This is a genomic window from Aurantibacter crassamenti, assembly GCF_016811105.1.
Classification (GTDB): domain Bacteria; phylum Bacteroidota; class Bacteroidia; order Flavobacteriales; family Flavobacteriaceae; genus Aurantibacter_A; species Aurantibacter_A crassamenti.
Window position 1 is genome coordinate 851,699 of sequence record NZ_JAFBGM010000001.1, and the last position, 20,194, is coordinate 871,892.

11 protein-coding genes are annotated in these 20,194 nt (G+C 35.7%); 6 read left to right on the plus strand and 5 right to left on the minus strand.

The genetic code is table 11. The features are described from left to right. Window positions 1-16: 16 nt before the first annotated feature. Window positions 17-877 carry a 3-keto-disaccharide hydrolase gene (locus JQC67_RS03515; RefSeq protein WP_203251482.1) on the minus strand — a complete coding sequence of 287 codons (861 nt, stop codon included), beginning with the start codon at window positions 875-877 and terminating at the stop codon, window positions 17-19. Between the two features lie 151 nt (window positions 878-1,028). On the opposite strand from JQC67_RS03515, the gene JQC67_RS03520 reads away from it, so the two are divergent. Both JQC67_RS03520 and JQC67_RS03525 read left to right on the plus strand, forming a co-directional pair. After that, window positions 1,029-2,555, plus strand: coding sequence for a glycoside hydrolase family 28 protein (locus JQC67_RS03520; RefSeq protein WP_203251483.1), 1,527 nt, complete (start codon window positions 1,029-1,031; stop codon window positions 2,553-2,555). A 294-nt stretch (window positions 2,556-2,849) separates the two neighbouring features. Next, entirely contained in the window at window positions 2,850-4,886 is a 2,037-nt protein-coding gene (locus tag JQC67_RS03525; RefSeq protein WP_238934453.1) for an outer membrane protein assembly factor BamB family protein, read from the plus strand. A 15-nt stretch (window positions 4,887-4,901) separates the two neighbouring features. Here JQC67_RS03525 and JQC67_RS03530 read toward each other — a convergent pair whose 3' ends face one another. Next, complete coding sequence (locus JQC67_RS03530; RefSeq protein ID WP_203251485.1) at window positions 4,902-6,431, minus strand: sulfatase family protein; 1,530 nt, start codon at window positions 6,429-6,431, stop codon at window positions 4,902-4,904. 100 nt (window positions 6,432-6,531) lie between these two features. Here JQC67_RS03530 and JQC67_RS03535 point away from each other — a divergent pair, with 100 nt between their 5' ends. Next, entirely contained in the window at window positions 6,532-7,593 is a 1,062-nt protein-coding gene (locus JQC67_RS03535) for a Gfo/Idh/MocA family protein (RefSeq protein ID WP_203251486.1), read from the plus strand. Between the two features lie 35 nt (window positions 7,594-7,628). Here the strand turns inward: JQC67_RS03535 and JQC67_RS03540 are convergent, their stop codons facing one another. Continuing rightward, entirely contained in the window at window positions 7,629-8,822 is a 1,194-nt protein-coding gene (locus JQC67_RS03540; RefSeq protein WP_203251487.1) for a C40 family peptidase, read from the minus strand. 123 nt (window positions 8,823-8,945) lie between these two features. Between JQC67_RS03540 and dcm the strand changes: the two genes are divergently transcribed. Next, window positions 8,946-10,172, plus strand: coding sequence for a DNA (cytosine-5-)-methyltransferase (gene dcm / locus JQC67_RS03545; protein WP_203251488.1), 1,227 nt, complete (start codon window positions 8,946-8,948; stop codon window positions 10,170-10,172). Next, window positions 10,163-11,680, plus strand: a complete 1,518-nt coding sequence (locus tag JQC67_RS03550; protein ID WP_203251489.1) for an outer membrane protein assembly factor BamB family protein — start codon at window positions 10,163-10,165, stop codon at window positions 11,678-11,680. Before dcm ends, JQC67_RS03550 begins: the two co-directional genes overlap by 10 nt. Window positions 11,681-11,744: 64 nt before the next feature. Here JQC67_RS03550 and JQC67_RS03555 read toward each other — a convergent pair whose 3' ends face one another. Next, window positions 11,745-13,325, minus strand: coding sequence for a SusD/RagB family nutrient-binding outer membrane lipoprotein (locus tag JQC67_RS03555; protein WP_203251490.1), 1,581 nt, complete (start codon window positions 13,323-13,325; stop codon window positions 11,745-11,747). Between the two features lie 20 nt (window positions 13,326-13,345). Beyond that, a complete protein-coding gene (locus JQC67_RS03560) occupies window positions 13,346-16,552 on the minus strand; it encodes a SusC/RagA family TonB-linked outer membrane protein (protein WP_203251491.1) in 3,207 nt (1,068 codons plus the stop codon). 326 nt (window positions 16,553-16,878) lie between these two features. On the opposite strand from JQC67_RS03560, the gene JQC67_RS03565 reads away from it, so the two are divergent. Next, window positions 16,879-20,190: a VCBS repeat-containing protein gene (locus tag JQC67_RS03565; protein ID WP_203251492.1), complete on the plus strand. Its 3,312-nt coding sequence runs from the start codon at window positions 16,879-16,881 to the stop codon at window positions 20,188-20,190. Window positions 20,191-20,194: the final 4 nt, after the last annotated feature.

The window sequence follows — 20,194 nt, forward strand, 5'->3', positions numbered from 1 at the left end:
AAATGTATCAAGATTGTTAATACGTACATGCAGAATTATCCGCTTTCACAAAATACTTTTCATAGTTTTTCGCTTTCGGATCCATACAACCTTTGAGGTCTTTAATTTTGATATTCTTAAAGTCAATTGGTTGCGACTCACTCTGTAAAGCAATAAAGCCTTCTGATAACAACTTACCATCAATTTTAATTTCTGGGTCATATCGATTTGCAACCCCACCTCCTATTTGTGGTTTTGTATAACGTAAAACCTCATTGCCATTGATGATATGCTTCACTAAAGAATCACCATACACAATCAATTCTGCTTTAACCCATTGATCACCAAAATAAGTTTTAGAACTAGATGGTACACAGTGCCTCTCGTCTATTTTACCTTCATAAACAATATCGGTGCCCGGTGAACACATATTACCAGTTGGGCGCTCTACACCTTCTTCAACCCCTGCTAAAAACTGCATTTCTACAGAAATAGGCCAATCTTGTTCTTTAAGCATTGTTCTAGGGTCTTGTGAATGAAACATAAGGCCACTATTTTTGATAGTATAACTTGCCGAACCAGGGTGTAATTCACCAACAATTCTATATTCTAATGATAAATGAAAATAGGAATAAGGTTGGTCAAAATACAAATGACCATATCGATCATTAAAATCACCTTCATACTTATCATACCGTACTTTTATCATATTATCTTCAGCACGAAAAGTATCACCATAATTATCTCCAACATCATAATGTTGAATTTTTGTGGTCCAGCCATCAAGATTTTCCCCATTAAACATAGATTTCCACCCATCTTGATCTTGCTTTAATTCTTGCGAAAAGCCTTTTAAACTAAAAATTAGAATTATGAGTATTGTTATTTTAGAATACATTGTGCGTTGATTTTTAATAGAAGAAAGTTGAATAAAATAATACCCTAAGATACTATTTTGAAAAGAAATCATTTCAACCTCATCTTACACTAAAATACTTTGCCTTTCTTTCAATTTACTGTACTTTTCAATTTTTATATTAATCCATATTATGAAATTCATACACTTTAGCTTTTTTATATTATTCTTTGCTTTAACCTCTAGTAATGTCTACGCAGAAATCGATTGCTCGAAGCAAAAGGGAATTTTCTATATAACTGATTATGGCGCAATTGGTGACGGTGAAGTCTTGAACACAAAATATATTCAAAAAGCTATTGATGCTTGTGTGGCAAATGGCGGCGGAAAAGTAATCATTCCGTCAGGACTTTTTAAATCGGGTACCATTTTATTAAAAAGCAATGTAGAACTGCATTTTGAACATAATTCTGTTTTATTGTCAAGTACTAATGTAGCAGATTTTCCTTTACAGCCTATGCCAAAATACAGATCACACAAAGATCAACTTGGTGGTTTTAATGCATTGATTTATGCAGAAGGTCAAGAAAATATTGCATTAACGGGTAACGGAACTATAAATGGGCAAGGGCCGCTACATACGCCTATGCCCAATCCATATGCTGGAGATATTGACGGAAGACCAAGAAATATACTTTTAATTTCATGCAAGAATATAAAAGTAGAAGGTTTACGTATGCTCAATGCTGCTATTTGGAATCAACATTATTTAGATTGTGAAGACCTCTTCATTACAAACATCTATGTGTATAGCCATGGAAGTCGAAATAACGATGGAATTGATATAGACGGGTGCCGTCGTGTGGTACTCTCAAATAGTATAATTGATTCAGATGATGATGGTATAGTCTTAAAAAGTACAGGTGCAGCTGCTTGTGAAGATATTGTTATTACAAATTGTGTAGTAAGTAGCTTTTGCAATGCAATAAAAGCAGGAACCGAAACCACAGGTGGTTTTAAAAATGTATCAATAAGCAATTGTGTAGTTAAGCCTTCATTAGAAAAAGGCAAGCCTATTTGGGATACTCCGCGAATTGGCGTTTCAGGACTTTCACTTATGATTGTTGATGGCGGAACCTTAGAAGGTTTTTCAGTAAACAATTTAACCATTCATGGTACTGAATCTCCAATTTATATTCGATTAGGCAATAGAGCCCGACCTCACACTCCAGGTGCAGTAGTTAACAATGTTGGTGAAGTGAAAAACATTTCAATTAGCAATGTTGTTGCTTATGATGCTGGTACATGGGGTTCTTCTATTACCGGACTTGAAGGTTACCCTATTAAAAATATTACATTGAGTAATATTCAATTGTTCTCAAAAGGCGGGCTTAAAATGGGAGACTTTAATACTGCTGTTGAAGAAGACGAAAAAGGCTATCCGCATGCAATAACGTATGGCAACCTGCCAAGTCATTCATTATATATTAGACATGCAGAAGGTATTTCTATTGACAATTTAAACCTAGGTACAGAAATGCCAGATGTAAGGTTTCCTATTATTGTTGATGATGTAAAAGGCTTGCAAATTAAAAACGTACAATGGCAAGGTGCTACGGGTACCAAAGCATTGGTTAAAGGAAAAGCTGTTCGTAATCATGCCATTGAAGAACCTATAGGTTGGACCGGCGGAGCATTTCTTGACTTAATTGACGAGTAAGTTCTTTAAATGGCCGGTTATCTTTAGCTTAAAATTTTCTTAGGACTATTGTGAGAATTGCTTAAACCTCATTTAAATTTTTGCGGAAATACCGATTTCCATTGAGGAATAAATAGTGATAAAGGGATTTTTACATTTTTTGGATACCCTGAATTTTTGTTTACTTTTAAGTGATAACCATCCGAAACAAAAATGAACCTAAAAGCCATCCGTTTTTATATTCCAGTTTTAATTTTTTGCTGCATTAATTTTTCGTCTTGTGAGTCATCCAAAGAGAATGCAACCAACAAAAAAATGTACTCCACTTGGTCGTCGTACTTAGGTGATTCTGGACGCAGCCACTACTCTACCCTTTCACAAATCACCAAAGAAAATGTCAAAAACCTAAAAGTTGCTTGGTCATATAATGCTCAGGATTGGGGGCAAATGCAAATGAACCCAATTGTAGTTGATAGTATTTTATATGGCGTTACCGCGGCACTTCGAGTAGTTGCAATACATGCTGAAAAAGGGACTGAAATATGGCAATTTGGAGATTCAACGCAAATTTGGCATTCTACTTCAAGAGGAGTGTCATACTGGGAAAATGGAGATGATAAACGCATTTTTTCTACACGTGGCTCTGATTTGTATGCGTTAAATGCCTTAACAGGCAAACCTATTTCAACTTTTGGTGATGATGGTAAAATAGATATGCATACAGGTTTGTCAGAAACCGCCAAAAACAAATTCGTGATTTCTAATACGCCAGGTACCGTTTTTGAAAACCTTATAGTTATGCCTATTCGAGTTTCTGAAGATGTAGGTGCTCCTCCCGGAAATATTATGGCTTTCAATGTTATAACTGGGGCGGTAGAATGGGTGTTTAAAACTATTCCGGATGCAGGTGAAAAAGGCGCCGATACTTGGGGTTTTAAAAACCAAGAAGAACGCGAAATGACAGGGGCCGCAAATAATTGGGCAGGCATGGCTGTTGATGATGAGTCGGGAATTATTTATGTGCCAACTGGTTCAGCAGCACCTGATTTTTACGGCGGCATCAGAAAAGGTAGTAACCTCTATTCAAATTGTCTATTAGCCTTAGATGCCCGAACCGGAGAGTATATTTGGCATTTTCAAATGACACATCATGATTTATGGGACCGTGATCCTCCGGCACCTCCAAATCTTTTAATGATTGAACGCGAAGGCAAAAAAATTCCTGCTGTTGCGCAGGTAACCAAACAAGGATATGTCTATGTTTTTGACCGAAAAACCGGTGAACCCTTATTTGATATAGCAGAAATGCCAGTACCAAAATCAACTTTAGAAGGTGAAAGCACCTGGCCAACGCAACCCTTACCAACTAAACCAAAACCATTTGCGCGTCAATCAACAGCTATTACCGAAAATGACATTAGTGAGTTCGCAGAAAATAAAGATTCTTTACTTGAAATTTTAACAAAATCTGATAAGCGTATTTATGGTCCTCCATCGCTTGACCCTGTCTTTTTATTGCCAGGTTATGACGGGGCTGCAGAATGGGGTGGAACCGCAGCAGATCCAAATGATGGTATTATCTATGTAAACTCAAATGAGATGGCCTGGATTTTAAAAATGAACAAAAATGATAGCATTGCTCCTGATCGTCCCTTGGGTGAGCGAACATATTTCAAATATTGTGTTAGTTGTCATCAAGAAAATAGAGAAGGACTTACTGCCAGTGGGTTTCCATCACTTATTGGTATAAAAGAAAAATTAGAAAAAGAAGATGTAACGACTATTATTACTCAAGGCAAAGGTATGATGACTGGTTTTCCACAAATCACAAATTCAGAAAAGGAGGCGCTACTTAACTTCTTATTTAATGAGCAAGATAAACGCGAAATTGATGCAACGGAATACCCTCCAACTTCACATGCTTTACCCTATAAACACGCTGGGTATAATAAGTTTCTCGATAAAAATGGCTTGCCAGCTATTTCACCTCCTTGGGGTACTATGCATGCAATTAATTTAAACAATGGTGAATACTTGTGGTCTGTCCCATTTGGAACAACTCCTGAACTTGGTGAAGCAGGTAAAAATACTGGTTCTGAAAATTATGGAGGAGCCGTAGTTACTGAAAATGGATTATTATTTATTGGGGCAACACGCGATGGTTTTTTTAGGGTTTTTGACAAGCACTCAGGCGAAATACTTTGGCAATATCAACTACCTGCTGCAGCATTTGCAACGCCTGCAATGTATGAAGTAAACGGAAAGCAATATATTGCTATAGCCTGTGGAGGTGAAAAATTAGGGACGGAAAAAGGAAATCAGATTATAGCATTTGCTTTGGATGTTCCATAATGCTTATATTATTTGTTACAAACAAAAGGCGCCTTTATACTTGCCGTTTTCATTTTTAAGCATTTTATATGATTTTATTTTTTCCATCAAATTAAAATTAGAGTGTTGATAATCTGGAGTGTATAATACTTTGTCCCAATACGTAGTTTGTGGTTTGGTTGCTCGCAAATCGCCTGTTTTAATCATCCATATTTTTAATTCATTTCGCATAGTATTTAAAACCTGATTGTATTTTTTATTATAAGCTATATTATTTAGATTATAAGCATCATCTGCTAGACTATATAGTTCTTCTGAAGGTCTCTTACTAAAAGCTAGTTTAAAATAATCTTTGTCAGTGGGCTTGTCCTCCATATTCATTATTAAAAACTTAGAAATTGAATTATCAACATCCCCATATTGACCTACAGACACATAAGTTTCAGGATCACCACCTGGCCAGCGTTCAGGTTCAAAATTTTTTATGTACAAATATTCTTTTGTTCGAACTGCTCGCATAGGATAACTAAGATCGCCTTTTCTAACATTGGCATGTCTTTCTCGTTCCAAAAAAACTTTATCTCGGTCTGATTTTTTTCTGTCGGGGTAAAATAATTCAAGTAAACTTTTTCCTTGAAAAGAATCTGGGATATCAACACCTACCGCTTCTAAGATAGTAGGACCAAAATCAATAAAATTCATAAAATCAGAAATACGTTTTCCACCTTCAATGTGTCCCTTCCAGTAGATTGCCAAAGGCATTCTTGTACCATAATCATATAAGTTTGCTTTAGCTCTAGGAAAAGGCATTCCGTTGTCGCTGGTCATAATAATAATGGTGTTTTCTAAATGACCATCTCTTTCTAATCGATTAATAATTTTGCCTGATTCTCTATCAAAACGTTCCACCTCAAAATAGTAGTCCATAATATCGTTTTTAACACAAGCCACATCTGGCAGAAAACCTGGCACCCGTACTGCATTAATATCCATTCCAGTTTTAACTCCAGTATTCGTTTCATAAGTTCGATGAGGATCGGTGCTGCCAAACCAATATACAAATGGCTGCGCTGGATTTTTATCTTTTAAAAAGGCATCAAAATCTGCATACTCCTTTCCAGCAGGGTTGTATTCGTATCCTCCTGCTTTGAAATCACCTGGAGCCCAGCCTTTTCTACTTTTTCCTGAATGATAACCTGCATTTCTTAGAATTGAGACCCAATTAGGAAACTTTTTTGGTATAACGGACCATAAGTTTCCGGCACTTTCCATTTGATGAGGATATTTACTTAATAGGATACTAGCTCTAGAAGGGGCACAAGAAGGAGCGGCACAATAAGCATTTTCGAACAATGCGCCTTCTTTTGCTAATTGATCAAAAACTGGCGTACGAACCATATTATCACCATAAACCCCAGCATGAGGAAAAGACCAGTCATCGGCAATCATAAAAACTATATTTGGTCTTTTAGCTTCAATTGATATAGTATCGCTTTTTTCAATATTTTTTCCAGATATAAAAAGGAAACTAAAAACAATAACAACTATTAAATTAGTAATCTTCATGCTACTATTGGTGTTATGGATTTCATTGATTAATTTTCAAATGTAGACTTGCTTATAAATTTAGTTAAATTGTATGAGCTAAAGTGAAAAGTAATTTTATATGAATAAGTTAAAAATTTTGGTGGTCGGTTGTGGCAATATGGGTAGATCGCATGCTAAAGCATATCATGAACTACCAGGTTTTGAAATTGTAGGCTTGGTGAGCAGAAAACCAGAAAGCAGAGGTAATCTTTCCCAGGAATTAGGAGGATACCCAACATTTTCTGATTACGAAAAAGCACTTGAAAGTACTGAGCCAGATGCGGTTTCCATCAATACGTATCCAGATACTCATGCAAAATATATTAGGGCAGCACTCAATGCAAATGCCCATGTCTTTGTAGAAAAACCACTAGCGCTTACCGTTGAAGACGCACAAAGTCTAGTTGACTTAGCCATGGAAAAAGGCAAGAAGATGGTTGTTGGCTATATTTTAAGGGTACACCCCGCTTGGGCAAAATTTGTTGAAGTAGCACAATCTTTAGGTAAACCCTTAGTAATGCGAATGAATCTCAATCAACAAAGTTCTGGTGATAACTGGTATACCCACAAACAATTAATGAATTCAATGTCACCTATAGTAGATTGCGGTGTTCATTATGTTGATGTTATGTGTTTGATGACCAAATCAACTCCGATAAGTGTTAGTGCCATTGGTGCTCGTCTTTCTGATGAAATTGATCCGCAAATGTATAATTATGGACAATTACAAGTTCGCTTTAAAGATGGTTCCGTCGGTTGGTATGAAGCCGGTTGGGGACCAATGATGAGTGAAACCGCTTTTTTTGTTAAAGATGTTATTGGGCCAAAAGGTTGTGTATCAATTATTGATGAGGCAAAGGGCGATTCAGACAGCGTTGATGATCATTCTAAAACTGGAGCCTTAAAATTACATCACAGCACTTTAGATGAAAATGGTAATTTTACAAAACCTGATGAACTAATAGATACCTCTGACGAACCAGATCATGACGGACTGTGTCTTTTAGAACAAGAGTATTTTTTAAAAACAATTGTTGAAGATTTAGATGTAAGCGACCATTTACGTGACGCTGTCAATAGCTTACGAATAGTTCTAGCTGCAGATGAATCATTCCGTACGGGTAAAACGGTTGCGTTATAAAAGAAAATATCTTTTATAGTCTATATTAACAAGTGTCAATCTTTAAACAAAGGTGTTTGCGTTAAGTTAATCAAAGCTTCACCTTCTTCCTTTAAAATTCTTTTTGTTCTGAGGTAGCGATTTCTATTCCATTCATCAAAATTATCTGCTTCAGAATCCATACTACTTATTCGCACCATATTTGAAGCGTGAATAAACTCATTATTTCCTATCCACATACCTACATGAACTACCTTTTCTGAAGTAGAATCAGTAGCTTTTCTTCCAAAGAAAAGTAAATCGCCTTTTCTAAGGTTTTCAAAGTTTTGAACTGAATCTATGGCTTTTCCGGTATGAACTTGCTGTGAAGCATCTCTAGGGATAACCATTCCGTTTAAAAAATAAATAGTTTTAGTAAAGCCACTACAATCCATGCCTTTGGTTGAAGTGCCTCCCCATAAGTAAGGTACGCCCATTAACGTTTTTGATGTCGTAATTAAATCATCTTCATTAGGGTTCATCTTTTCGAGCCATAAATTATACTCCTCGGCTTGTGCTATTTGAACATAGGCCCGTCTTCCATCTGGATATCGAACTTGATAGTGAGTTTTACCTTTTTCTAAAACTTCAAGAACATCACCAGCTACCAAATCAGATACAATTCCATCTTCTAATGTCCTTATATAAGAGTTTCCATAGGTTTTGGTGAAAATTACTTTATCAGCTGCTTGCCATTTTTGGTATTGTTTTTCATCCATCAAAGTAATACCTCCATCATCTACCCATGATAAATATTTATCAGGTGTTTGAATATAGTACCAACCACCTTCCTTTTTTAAAATTTTTACGGGTGTACCTAAGGTTGCCTGTGTTGCTAATTCAGCCGAATGTTTAGGATTACTACGCAGGTTAGCAACTGAAATATTTATAATTGCATGTGTTTTTCCCTCTAAATTAGCAGCAGGTAGAATTTGAATACTATCAATAAAATCAGCATTTTTTAATTTTAATTCTTCCTTCAACAAAGCAACAGCATGCGGTAAATCACTTTCTCCTTTTAAAATAAATTGGTTATTATTTTTAATTACACTAATATCAAAAAGCGCAACTCTTTTATCTGGAGCTACTTCTGATTTTAATTTCAGAATTTCCTTTTGAAATGGAATCTCTTCTTCATTTTTAGTACTAGTACAAGCTGTAAAAGCAAATACAAAAACTATTAGCCAGAAAAATTTAATAGATACGCTCATGAATCAAAATATTAAGGTGTAAAAATACATAAAACAAAATTTCACAGTTTATACCATACTAATCTGCGGCCTATAAAATAATAGAAAGCAAAACTCCGTTCTATTTTCCTAATTTTGCATATCATGAAAAAACTAAAGGTCATAGAGCTTTTTGCGGGTGTTGGCGGTTTTCGTCTTGGCCTTGAAAGTACTAATGGCTATGAAATAGTTTGGAGTAATCAATGGGAGCCATCTACAAAAACCCAACATGCTTCAATTTTGTATGAGGCAAGATTTGGAAGCAAAAACCACAGTAATCGTAATATTTCCGAAGTTAAAACATCAGAAATACCTGACGCCGATGTGTTAGTAGGAGGATTTCCTTGTCAGGATTATTCAATTGCAACTACTTTGCAAAACTCAAAAGGTTTAATTGGCAAAAAAGGAGTATTGTGGTGGAGTATTCATCGAATATTATCGGAGAAAAAAAATCCACCTAAGTATCTTTTTTTAGAAAATGTTGATCGTTTACTGAAATCACCTTCGCATCAAAGAGGTCGTGATTTTGCTATTATGCTCAAAAGTCTTGATGATTTAGGTTACGCAGTAGAGTGGCGTGTTATAAATGCTGCCGATTATGGAATGCCACAAAGACGAAGACGAATATTCTTTTTGGGTTATCATAAATCGACTCAGATTTACAAATCTTTAAAGAAGTCAAACAAAGCAGAATGGATTTATAAATTAGGAACTATAGCTTCTGAATTTTCTGTAATAAATGACAATAAATCACCAAAAACCATTGAAATTAAGGATGATTTGGTCGAAATATCTAATAATTTTAATAAAAACGGAACGTTTTCGATTTTTGAAAATTCAGGTGTTTTTATTAATGGGCAAGCATATACCTCTAAAACAACATCAAATTATAATGGAAAATTTACTGTTTTAAGTGATGTGTTACAAGTTGATTCAGTGCCTGATGAATTCTATATTCCATTGGAAGATTATCCGAAATGGGAATATTTGAAAGGAGCAAAAAAGGAGATACGTACCGCTAAAAGTGGTTTTCAATATAGCTACAGCGAAGGTTCTATGATTTTTCCAGAATCACCAAACAAAGCATCTCGAACAATAATTACTGGTGAAGGAGGCAGAAGTGCCTCACGATTTAAGCATGTGATAAAAACTTCAAAAGGTTTACGACGATTAACGCCTTTAGAACTTGAACGATTAAACATGTTTCCTGACAACCACACAAAACTTGAGGGGTTTTCAGATACAAAGCGCGCATTTTTTATGGGTAACGCCTTGGTCGTTGGTGTTGTAGAAAAAATAGGTAAATCACTATATGACAAAATATGTTCTTAATTAAAAGTTTAATCAAACAACTTTGTATTAGTATTATACTTCTACTAATCATTGGTTGTGGCAATAAAAAGAAAAGTGAATTACGTTGGAAAAAAGAGTTCTATCAAATTGGTTCTCAATCTTCACCTCGCACAGCTGATTTAAATAACGATGGTATTCTTGATATAGTAATAGGTGCGGCCAGAGGAGAAAATAAGCCTACAGATCAAGGAGTATTAGCTCTAAATGGGGAGAACGGAGAGCTGCTATGGCAGCAAGATGCCAAGGATCAAGTTTTTGGCTCAGCAACATTTCATGATATTACTGACGACGGTGTTTCTGATATATTTATAACCGGAAGGTCATCTATATTTATGGCTTTAAATGGTAGTACTGGTGAAAAGCTTTGGGAATATGAATATCAATTTGAAAATGATTCAATATTAAAATATGCAAAATATAACTTCTACAATAGTGTTTTAATACCGGATCAAAATGAAAATGGGTATCCAGAACTATTGACTGTAAATGGTGGCAATGTATTAGCCGAACCATTGTCTGAAAAAGAACGTTTTCCAGGAGTTTTAATGATTCTAGATTCAAAAACAGGAGAAGTACTAACGGCAGATATAATGCCCGATGGAAAGGAATCATACATGTCTCCGATATACTTTAAACAACCTAAAACAGGCGAAGAGTTTATAGTGTTTGGCAGTGGGGGAGAAACAATTTCTGGAAACCTATATCTAGCTAAACTCTCCGATTTTAAGAAAAAAAACCTTTCAAAGGCTAAAATAATTGCATCAGAAGAAGGACACGGTTTTATTGCTCCGCCATCCATAGCTGACATCAACAGTGATGGTTATTATGATATAGTCGCAATAAGCCACGGTAGTACAGCCTTCGCAGTTAACAGTACCAATCAAAAGGTAATTTGGCAAATTAATGTACCAGATACAGAATCGAGTAATGGATTTGCCGTAGGCAATTTTACAGAAGATTCAATACCAGATTTTTTCACATTTGTAAGTCATGGAATTTGGCCAAACAATACAGGTTCTATGCAAATTATGATTGACGGGGCTACTGGTGAAATAGTCTATAAAAATTCATTGGGCTGTACTGGGTTTTCTTCACCTGTTGTTTATGATTTGAACAATGATACCATAGACGAGGTAATTATTAGTATTAATGAATTTGATTGTGAAAGAGGCTATGCTGATAATAGCAATCTAACCATAGAAAACAAGTTAATTGCACTTGATTTTAAATCAAAAACAGCTAATAGAATTGATGGGGCAATGAGTTTCAAGAATATTTTTTCAACACCTTGGCTGGGCGATTTAGATAACGATGGATACTTAGATATTATTCATGTTCAAAATTATAGTTCTAATGGCGACCTATTGAGTTTTTTAGGCATGCAAATAAATAGTATTAGCACTTCTATCAATTTTGAAGAGGCTTCGCCATGGGGTTCCTATATGGGAACTGAAGGGGATGGTATTTACCTTAATGACAAGAATTAAATTTTTTTACAAAAAAACGGGCATTTTCTAAATGCCCGTTTTACAGTTTAAAATGATTTTATATTTAATCTACATCCCACCAAACTTTGCCTACATGTGTATTTGGTGATGTGCCTCCAGATTGAAGATTCTCGTTGTTTGTAGCCACCTCTTTTGAAGGATAAACCAATCTTGTTGGTATTTGACCTCCAGTAATACTACCTGGATAATCAACAGGTATTAGATTTGGATAACCGGATTGTCTCCAATAATTCCAAGCATCCCACCAATTTAACAATTCACTAATCCATACTTGCTCACCAATCATTTCTAAACCAGCTGTACCACTAGTATAAGGGTATTGAGCAAGGTAAGTATCCACGGCTGCGTCAGAAATTACAAAACTAGCATCATATGGTTCAAACATTTGCATTGCAGCTTTTACACCTGCGTTATAATGTTCTGCAGCAGTACCAGCAACACTTCCAATGTTTCTTTCTTTTGCATCGGCTTGTAAAAACTCAACTTCGGAATAGTTCATCAATTTATATGGACTATCGGTTTTAAAGAACAAGCTATTTAACCTAGAGTATATGGCATTTGGGTCAGACCCTACGATACCAGTATAAACATCAAGTGTGCCAGAGTCTAATCCATTAGGCATTCCTTCTTGTGCTAAAGGATCAGTGTTCCCATTTGCACCATCAGTATATATCATTAAGCGAGGGTCATCGTCGGCAACACTAGCAGCATCAGCACCCATTAATACATCGATTAAAGTTTTACTCATTACTCTAGATTGTCCGCCATCACCCCCTATAAAAGCTCTTGATAATCCGTTTTGATTTACCCATTGGCTTGGACCATCAGAATGCGGTATCCATGGAATATCATCGTTACTCGAAAATACACCTACACCAGAAAGTGCAAGGTTTACTTTTTCTGCAGCTAAACCTGGGTTTACTTTTGAAATGCGCATTGCCATTCTTAAAGTAATTGAATTAGCCCACTTTTTCCATTTCGTAATATCACCTTGATAAATCATATCAGCTGCTGCAAATCCATCATCTACGTTAGCAGTACTTATTGCTGCACCAGCTTCTAATAATTCTTGGAAAAGAGCAGTATAAATAGATTCTTGCGTATCATAAGTTGGAAAGAATATACCTTCGATGCCTTGTCCGCCTTCAGAGTATGGAATGTTACCATAAAAATCAGTCAATCTTAAATAAACAAAAGCTCTTACAATTCTTGCGGCCTGTCTAGTGTTAAGGCGTCTGCCCTCTTCAAAACCACCCGGACCGGTTTGTTTTATAACTTCAGTTAAATTCTTTAACTGATCGCTATAACCGTAATCCCAAGGGGCGTCATCTGCTTCAACATTTACAAAATACTTATCACCTGCTTGGTTTAAACTATTGCCTAATGTTGCTAAATGTTGCATCCAATACCCTGCATAGCCAACATTCGTTCTCCAATTTAAATATCGATTACCCGATGCATTTCCATCAGCTAAACTTAATTCAGCATTTGAGAAAAGGAAATTCATATTTATCTCATTAACCGCTTGAGGATTAATGTTAAGGTCATGTAATTCTTCGGTGTCGCAAGCAGTGAATGTCAAAATCGCGCCAACAAGAAGCCATATTATTTTTTTATATTTCATCTTTATTTTTTTTAACATTTTTAAAATCCTATCTTAAAGTTAAACCCGTAACTACGTGAAGAGGGCATTGCAAAATATTCCAATCCTTGCGCTCCGGCATTCGAAGAATATGCTGATTCTGGGTCAACATTTTCAATATTCTTATCGATAACCCAAAGGTTTCTACCCACTAGTGAAACACTTAAATTTTGAATAAATGTTTTTTCCAAAAACTTTCGAGGAAAAGAATACCCTAAGGTCAATTGTCTTAACTTAACAAAAGATGCGTCATAAATAAACATTTCGGTAATAGCGGTACTTTCGCCTCCGACTCTGTTCCAATATATTTGAGCTTCTTCTGGCGTTAAATCTCTATCAACAGGAACATAATTTGGAGCATCATCAGTACCAGAATTTGTAACACCGGTAATATGAAGAGGCGCCTCACCAGCACGGCCAATTAATGATTGTTGGTGATACCCTTGTTGTGTTAAACGGTTGTTTGTTCCAGAGAAAATCTCGCCTCCAGATCTAAAGTCAATTAAGAAATCAAGATTGAAACCTTTATAATTAAAAGTGTTATTTACACCACCTGTAAAATCAGGAACTCCATTACCTATTGGCACGTAATCTGCACTAGCCAGTGGTGTTCCATCGTCATTAAAAATTAGAGTTCCATCAGGCGTAGTTTGCTGTACTCTACCAGTAATAACACCGAAAGGTTGGCCAACAATATGCTTAATTCGAACATTTCTTGTTCGAGGTTCTTCTGCAACCAATTCTTCACTACCTTCTATTAAAGAGATAACTTTATTATTGTTTTTAGCAAAGTTTAAAGATACATCCCAAGTAAAATCACCTTTTATAGGCGTGGCTGTCAATAAGAATTCAATACCATCATTTTGCATTTCACCAACATTTACACTTGACGAACCAAAACCAGAAGCGTTTGAAATGGTTGCGTTAAGAATATCATCTGTTGTTGTTTGCTTATAATAGGTGAAATCGAAACCTAAACGATTGTTAAAAAACCGTAAATCTATACCAGCTTCAATTTCAGTTGATAATGCCGGTTGTAATACAGGGTTCGGAATGTTCCCAGCTGTACCGCCCGCAGAAGAAAAAGCAGCTCGCGTATATCCTAAGTGGTCATCGCCACCCAGCGAATATGTTAAATTAGTATCGTACGGATTAAGATTAACAATACCTGATTGCGCCCAAGAAGCTCTAAACTTACCAAAGCTTAACCAAGATGGTTTCGTCCCAAAGGTGTCAGAAAATATCCAGCTACCACCTAATGATGGATAAAATATACTGTTGAATTCTGGATTCAATACTGAAAACCAATCATTACGTGCCGTTGCTGTTAAGTATAATATACTATTGTAACTAAATTCCGCAGAACCATACATAGAATTTATACCACTTTCACTAAAGCCATATCCAAAGCTTTTTTGAGCCGAATTATTTATGGCATCAAAAAACTGAACGTTAAAGCCAGTACCATTTGCATCAATACGCTCATATTTGCGTTTCATTTGATTCGCACCAACAAAGGCATTCAGATTAAACTTTCCAAAATCTTTGTCAACACCCAACATCCAATCAATATTGACTTCGCGAACATTAGTAGAACCCTCACTTCTACTACCTCCAAGATTGTACCCAATACCTTCTGGTGTCAAAGTTGTATTTCTTCTTGTATAAAAGTCCATGCCTATTCTTCCTGAAGCATATAACCAATCTGTTAGTTCGTATCGTAAGGATCCTGAAGTAATTACACGATCTCTAATATCACTTCTTTCAGAAACATGCGTTGCAAAATATGGGTTTTGCCCCCAGTTATTTGCAGCGGGTAACAACTCTTGCCCAGGAAACTTAGGATCACCTCCTTGCCCATAAACGGCTAATAGTGCGTCACTTGTTCCGTCAGGAATCGACCCTAATTTATCAGGATTTCCTCGATAATAATTAACATCAACATTTGCAGGAATTCTCCAAATTGCTTGTATCGCATTATTTGGTGAATCTGAAATCGAAGGTCTGTTTTTAGCATCCTCATGAGAATAAAGCACTTTAGCACTTAGAGTTAGCTTTTCTCCAAACTTAGCGTTTGTACTCATACTAAGATTTGTTTTATCAAAACCAGAATTCGGTATAACACTAGTACTTCTTAAGTCAGACACTGAAAAACGAAATGATTGATTTTCACCTCCACCACTCATTGAAACGCTATTGGTAAAAGAATGCCCAGTTTCAAAGAACTTTCTAAAATTATTACCAGTGTACGAATAAGGCCTTTCGACACCGTCAAATTGTATAACTTGACTTCCATCAAGTGCAGGACCCCATCCAACATTTCCCCATTGAAACGCCTGTTGAGCAGTACCAGGTTTTGTTGATACTCCTGTTACGTATGCCCCAGATCCATATTTTGTCTGTTTTTCACTTTGATCATATAATGCATCAAAAACAACATTTGCAGAATAAGTAACTCCAATTCCTTTACGTTTAGTACCTCTTTTGGTGGTGATATTTACTACTCCATTACCACCTCTAGATCCATAAAGTGCAGAAGCATTTGCTCCTTTAAGAATACTCATTGACTCAATATCGTCAGGGTTAATACTTGTAAGTCCATCACCTTCATCTGCACCACCCCACATACCGGCCTGGCCAAATCCTGAATTATCCATTGGCACCCCATCAACAACATATAGTGGTTGTCCTTGGCCGCCAATAGATTTGTTTCCACGAATTACAATTCGAGTTGATCCTGCAACCCCTGTAGAGGGTTTTGTTACGCTAACCCCAGCAACACGACCAACAAGTGCGTTACCCAAGTTGTTTTCACGGGCTTCAGTAAGCTTATCACCGCCAACTTCTGTAACAGAGTATTGCAGCGCTTTCTTTTCTCTCTTTATACCAAGAGCAGTTACCACCACCTCATCTAATTGACTTACGTCTTCTTGCATTGTTAAGTTAATGGTGCTTTTAGCACCAACAGCAACGCTTTGTTCTAAATAGCCAATATAACTAAATGCCAAAACAGCATTTTCAGGGGCGTTGATACTGTAATTACCGTCAAAGTCAGAAACGACCCCAACGGTCGAGCCTTCAATAATCACATTTACTCCGGGCAACGGTAAACCATCCGAGTCAGTGATTTGTCCAGATACTGCATTCTGAGACCAAGCAAAGCTGGCACAGAACACCGCACATAATACTGTTAGTATTCGTGTTTTCATATTTAATTAGGTTAGTTAATAATTGAGTTAATTCTATTGTTTTTGAGTTTTCAAAACCTTCATTTTATGCGATTTTGAGATTTGAAGTTAAATATTTTATAAATATGAGCAAATAATTCTTAATAAAACTATAAAATTTTAAAGACTTCCTAATTTTGTGTTAATAGCCAAAATGGCAGTAACCCGTTGTTACTACAACGTTTTCGTGAAAATATTTTTAGAATATTAAAATTTGTTTCTTGTAATGAAAAAATCGAAAGTTTGTACATTTAGTGCAATAATCACTATAAATGAAAACCTTTATCAAAATTTTTCAATGTCTGTTTATGACACTTTTTTGTTGTCATTTTGAAGCTTATTCACAACGTTCAAGCACTCTTTTTACCCTTCTTGAAAGTGAACAGACCAAAATTGATTTTGAAAACACCATTGTTGATTCTAAGGAACATAATATTCTTATCTATTCTAATTTTTATGGTGGTGCCGGTGTGGGCGTTGCCGATGTAAATAATGATGGTTTATTGGATATTTTTTTTACAGGAAATCAGGTAGCCGATCGACTATACCTAAATGAAGGGGGGCTAAAATTTAGGGACATAACCAAAGACGCAGGAATTACAAACAATAATGGTTGGTCATCTGGTGTGGCTTTGGCAGATATCAATAATGATGGACTAATAGATATTTACGTTTGTAGAGAGTTATACGATAACAGACCAGATCTTCGAAAAAACAAGTTATATATAAATATAGGTGTTAATAAAAATGGTGTTCCAGTATTTCAAGAAAGTGCTGAAAAATATGGTTTAGACGATAATCAACGCACTAGACATGCTTCATTTCTCGACTATGATAAAGATGGCGACTTAGATTTGTTTGTTCTTAATCAACCCCCCAACCCAGGCAATTTTTCTGAATTATATGGTACAAAACCTGGTCCAGAATATTCTCCAAAACTATATCAGAACAACGGTAACAATTTTGTTGATGTTACTGTAAAAGCTGGTTTGCTAAAAGGAGGCTACCCCAATAGTTTGTCGGTTAGTGATTTGAATAATGATGGGTGGCCTGATATATATGTAGCCAATGATTTTGAAGCTCCTGATTTTTTATATCTGAATAATGGTGATGGCACATTTAGTGATATTATGAAAAACTCAATGCGACACATTTCATATTTTAGTATGGGCGTTGACGCATCTGATATTAATAACGATGGGTGGCAAGACATTATGGTTTTAGATATGGTGGCTGAAGATAATTTTAGACTTAAAGCTAATATGAGCGGAATGGATCCTAAAGCTTTTTGGAATGTTGTAGAAAATGGAGGTCACTTCCAATATATGTATAACACTTTGCAGTTAAATCAAAGCAAATTAAACGAAGTGCCCTTCTTTAGTGACATTGCGCAATTAAGTGGAGTTTCTAGTACAGATTGGAGTTGGTCAAATTTAATTGCTGATTTTGACAATGATGGTTTTAAAGATATTCATGTCACCAATGGTCTGCTTAGAGATATTAGAAACACCGATGCCGACTCAAAATTTTCAAAACATATTCAAGATGTTTCTTATAAGTGGGTAGAAGAACACCCCAATGCGGGCGAAGTAAGCATCTGGGATATTCTTGATCTAGAAGATGCCCTTAAAATAGTGCCTTCTCAAAAACTTTCAAATTATGCCTTTAAAAACAACGGCAATCTTAAGTTTAGTAAAATCACAGAAGAATGGGGTTTGAACCAAAAAACTTTTTCAAATGGATCAGCTTACGCTGATTTAGATAATGATGGTGATCTTGATTTAGTGATTAACAATGTGAATGAAAAAGCATTTGTGTACCGTAATAATAGTTCTGAAATTAATAAATCAAAATTTCTTAGGGTAAAACTAACTGATGCTTCAGAACATAAACCTGTTTTTGGCTCTAAAGTGGAAATTAAGATTAAAGGAGCTTCACAGTGGTATGAATTCACAAATGTTAGAGGCATGTACTCAACTAGCGAAAATTATGCTCATTTCGGATTGGGTAATGCTAATCAAATAGATTCGCTTACCGTCTTTTGGCCGAATGGAAAAACATCTCTTAAGACAAATGTAAGTGCGAATCAATTAATCACATTAGATTATGGCAGCGCAAAAGATAATTATGTTTCTGACTCTTTTAACCAACCTTTATTTGAAAAAAGTTCGCTTTTGAGTTATGAACATGTCGAAAATTACTTTGATGATTTTTCAAAACAAGTGCTTTTACCTCATAAAATGTCTCAATTTGGTCCTGCGATAGCAGTTGCAGACGTTAACGGTGATAATTTAGATGATTTTTATTTTGGTGGAGCTACTGGAACCCCAGGACAATTAGTTATACAAGATTCATCAGGAGCCTTTCAAGTAAAATCACAAATCGCTTTTGAAAACGATACTTGGGCTGAAGACATTGATGCCGCATTTTTTGATTTTGACGGTGATGGAGATTTAGATTTATATGTTGTTAGTGGCGGTAATAAATGGAGTAAAAATGCCAACGAATATCTAGATCGTTTATATCTGAATGACGGTCATGGTTCTTTCAAACCCACTGAAAAACCAATTGGAATTAGAGAAAGCGGTTCTTGTGTGCGGCCTTTCGATTATGATAATGATGGCGATGTTGATTTGTTTATTGGTGGAAGGCATGTACCATGGAACTATCCTGAACCAACCAGCAGTAGGATTTTAGAAAACAAAAATGGAACTTTTGTAGATGTAACTAAAGCGATAGCCAAAGACCTATTAGATATTGGTATGGTAACTGATGCCACCTGGGCTGACTTTGATGGCGATTCAAAAACCGATTTAGTGTTGGTTGGTGAATGGATGCCTTTAACTTTTATTCAATTTAATGGTAAAACATTTGAAAAAATTAATAAAAAGTCAAGTATTCCAAATTCTGAAGGGTGGTGGTATAGTATTGCGGCTAGTGATATTGATGATGATGGTGATACCGATTTTGTTGTAGGAAACTTAGGTTTGAACTATAAATATCAAACCAACAGCAAAGAGCCATTTGAAGTTTTTTACAATGATTTTGATGGTAATGGTAGTAAAGACATTGTATTAAGTTATTATAATTTTGGCGAACGTTTTCCATTACGTGGCAGGTCTTGTTCTGCGCAACAAATTCCAGAACTTAAAAGCACCTTTCCCTCCTATACACAATTTGCATCCGCAAATTTAGATGATGTCTACGGGTTAGATAATTTAAGTCCTGCGTTACATTATAAAGCAAATACTTTTGCAAGTGCTTTTCTTGAAAATTTAGGAGAAGGTAATTTTAAGATGACGCCTTTGCCAAATGAAGCACAACTATCTTCGATAAACGATATTATTATAGACGATTTTGATGGTGATAATAATAAAGATATCCTGATTGCTGGCAATTTATATGTTTCAGAAATTGAAACCACAAGAAACGATGCTAGTGCTGGTTTGTTGTTGTTAGGTAATGGTAAAAACGAATTTAAACCAATTGCTGGTCGAAACAGTGGGTTCTATATGCCTTACGATGTAAAGAAGCTTGTTAAAATAAAATCAGGTGCAAACAAACATGTACTTGGTGCGGTAAATAATGGTCCGCTTCAATCATTTAAACTCATACGTTAAGAAA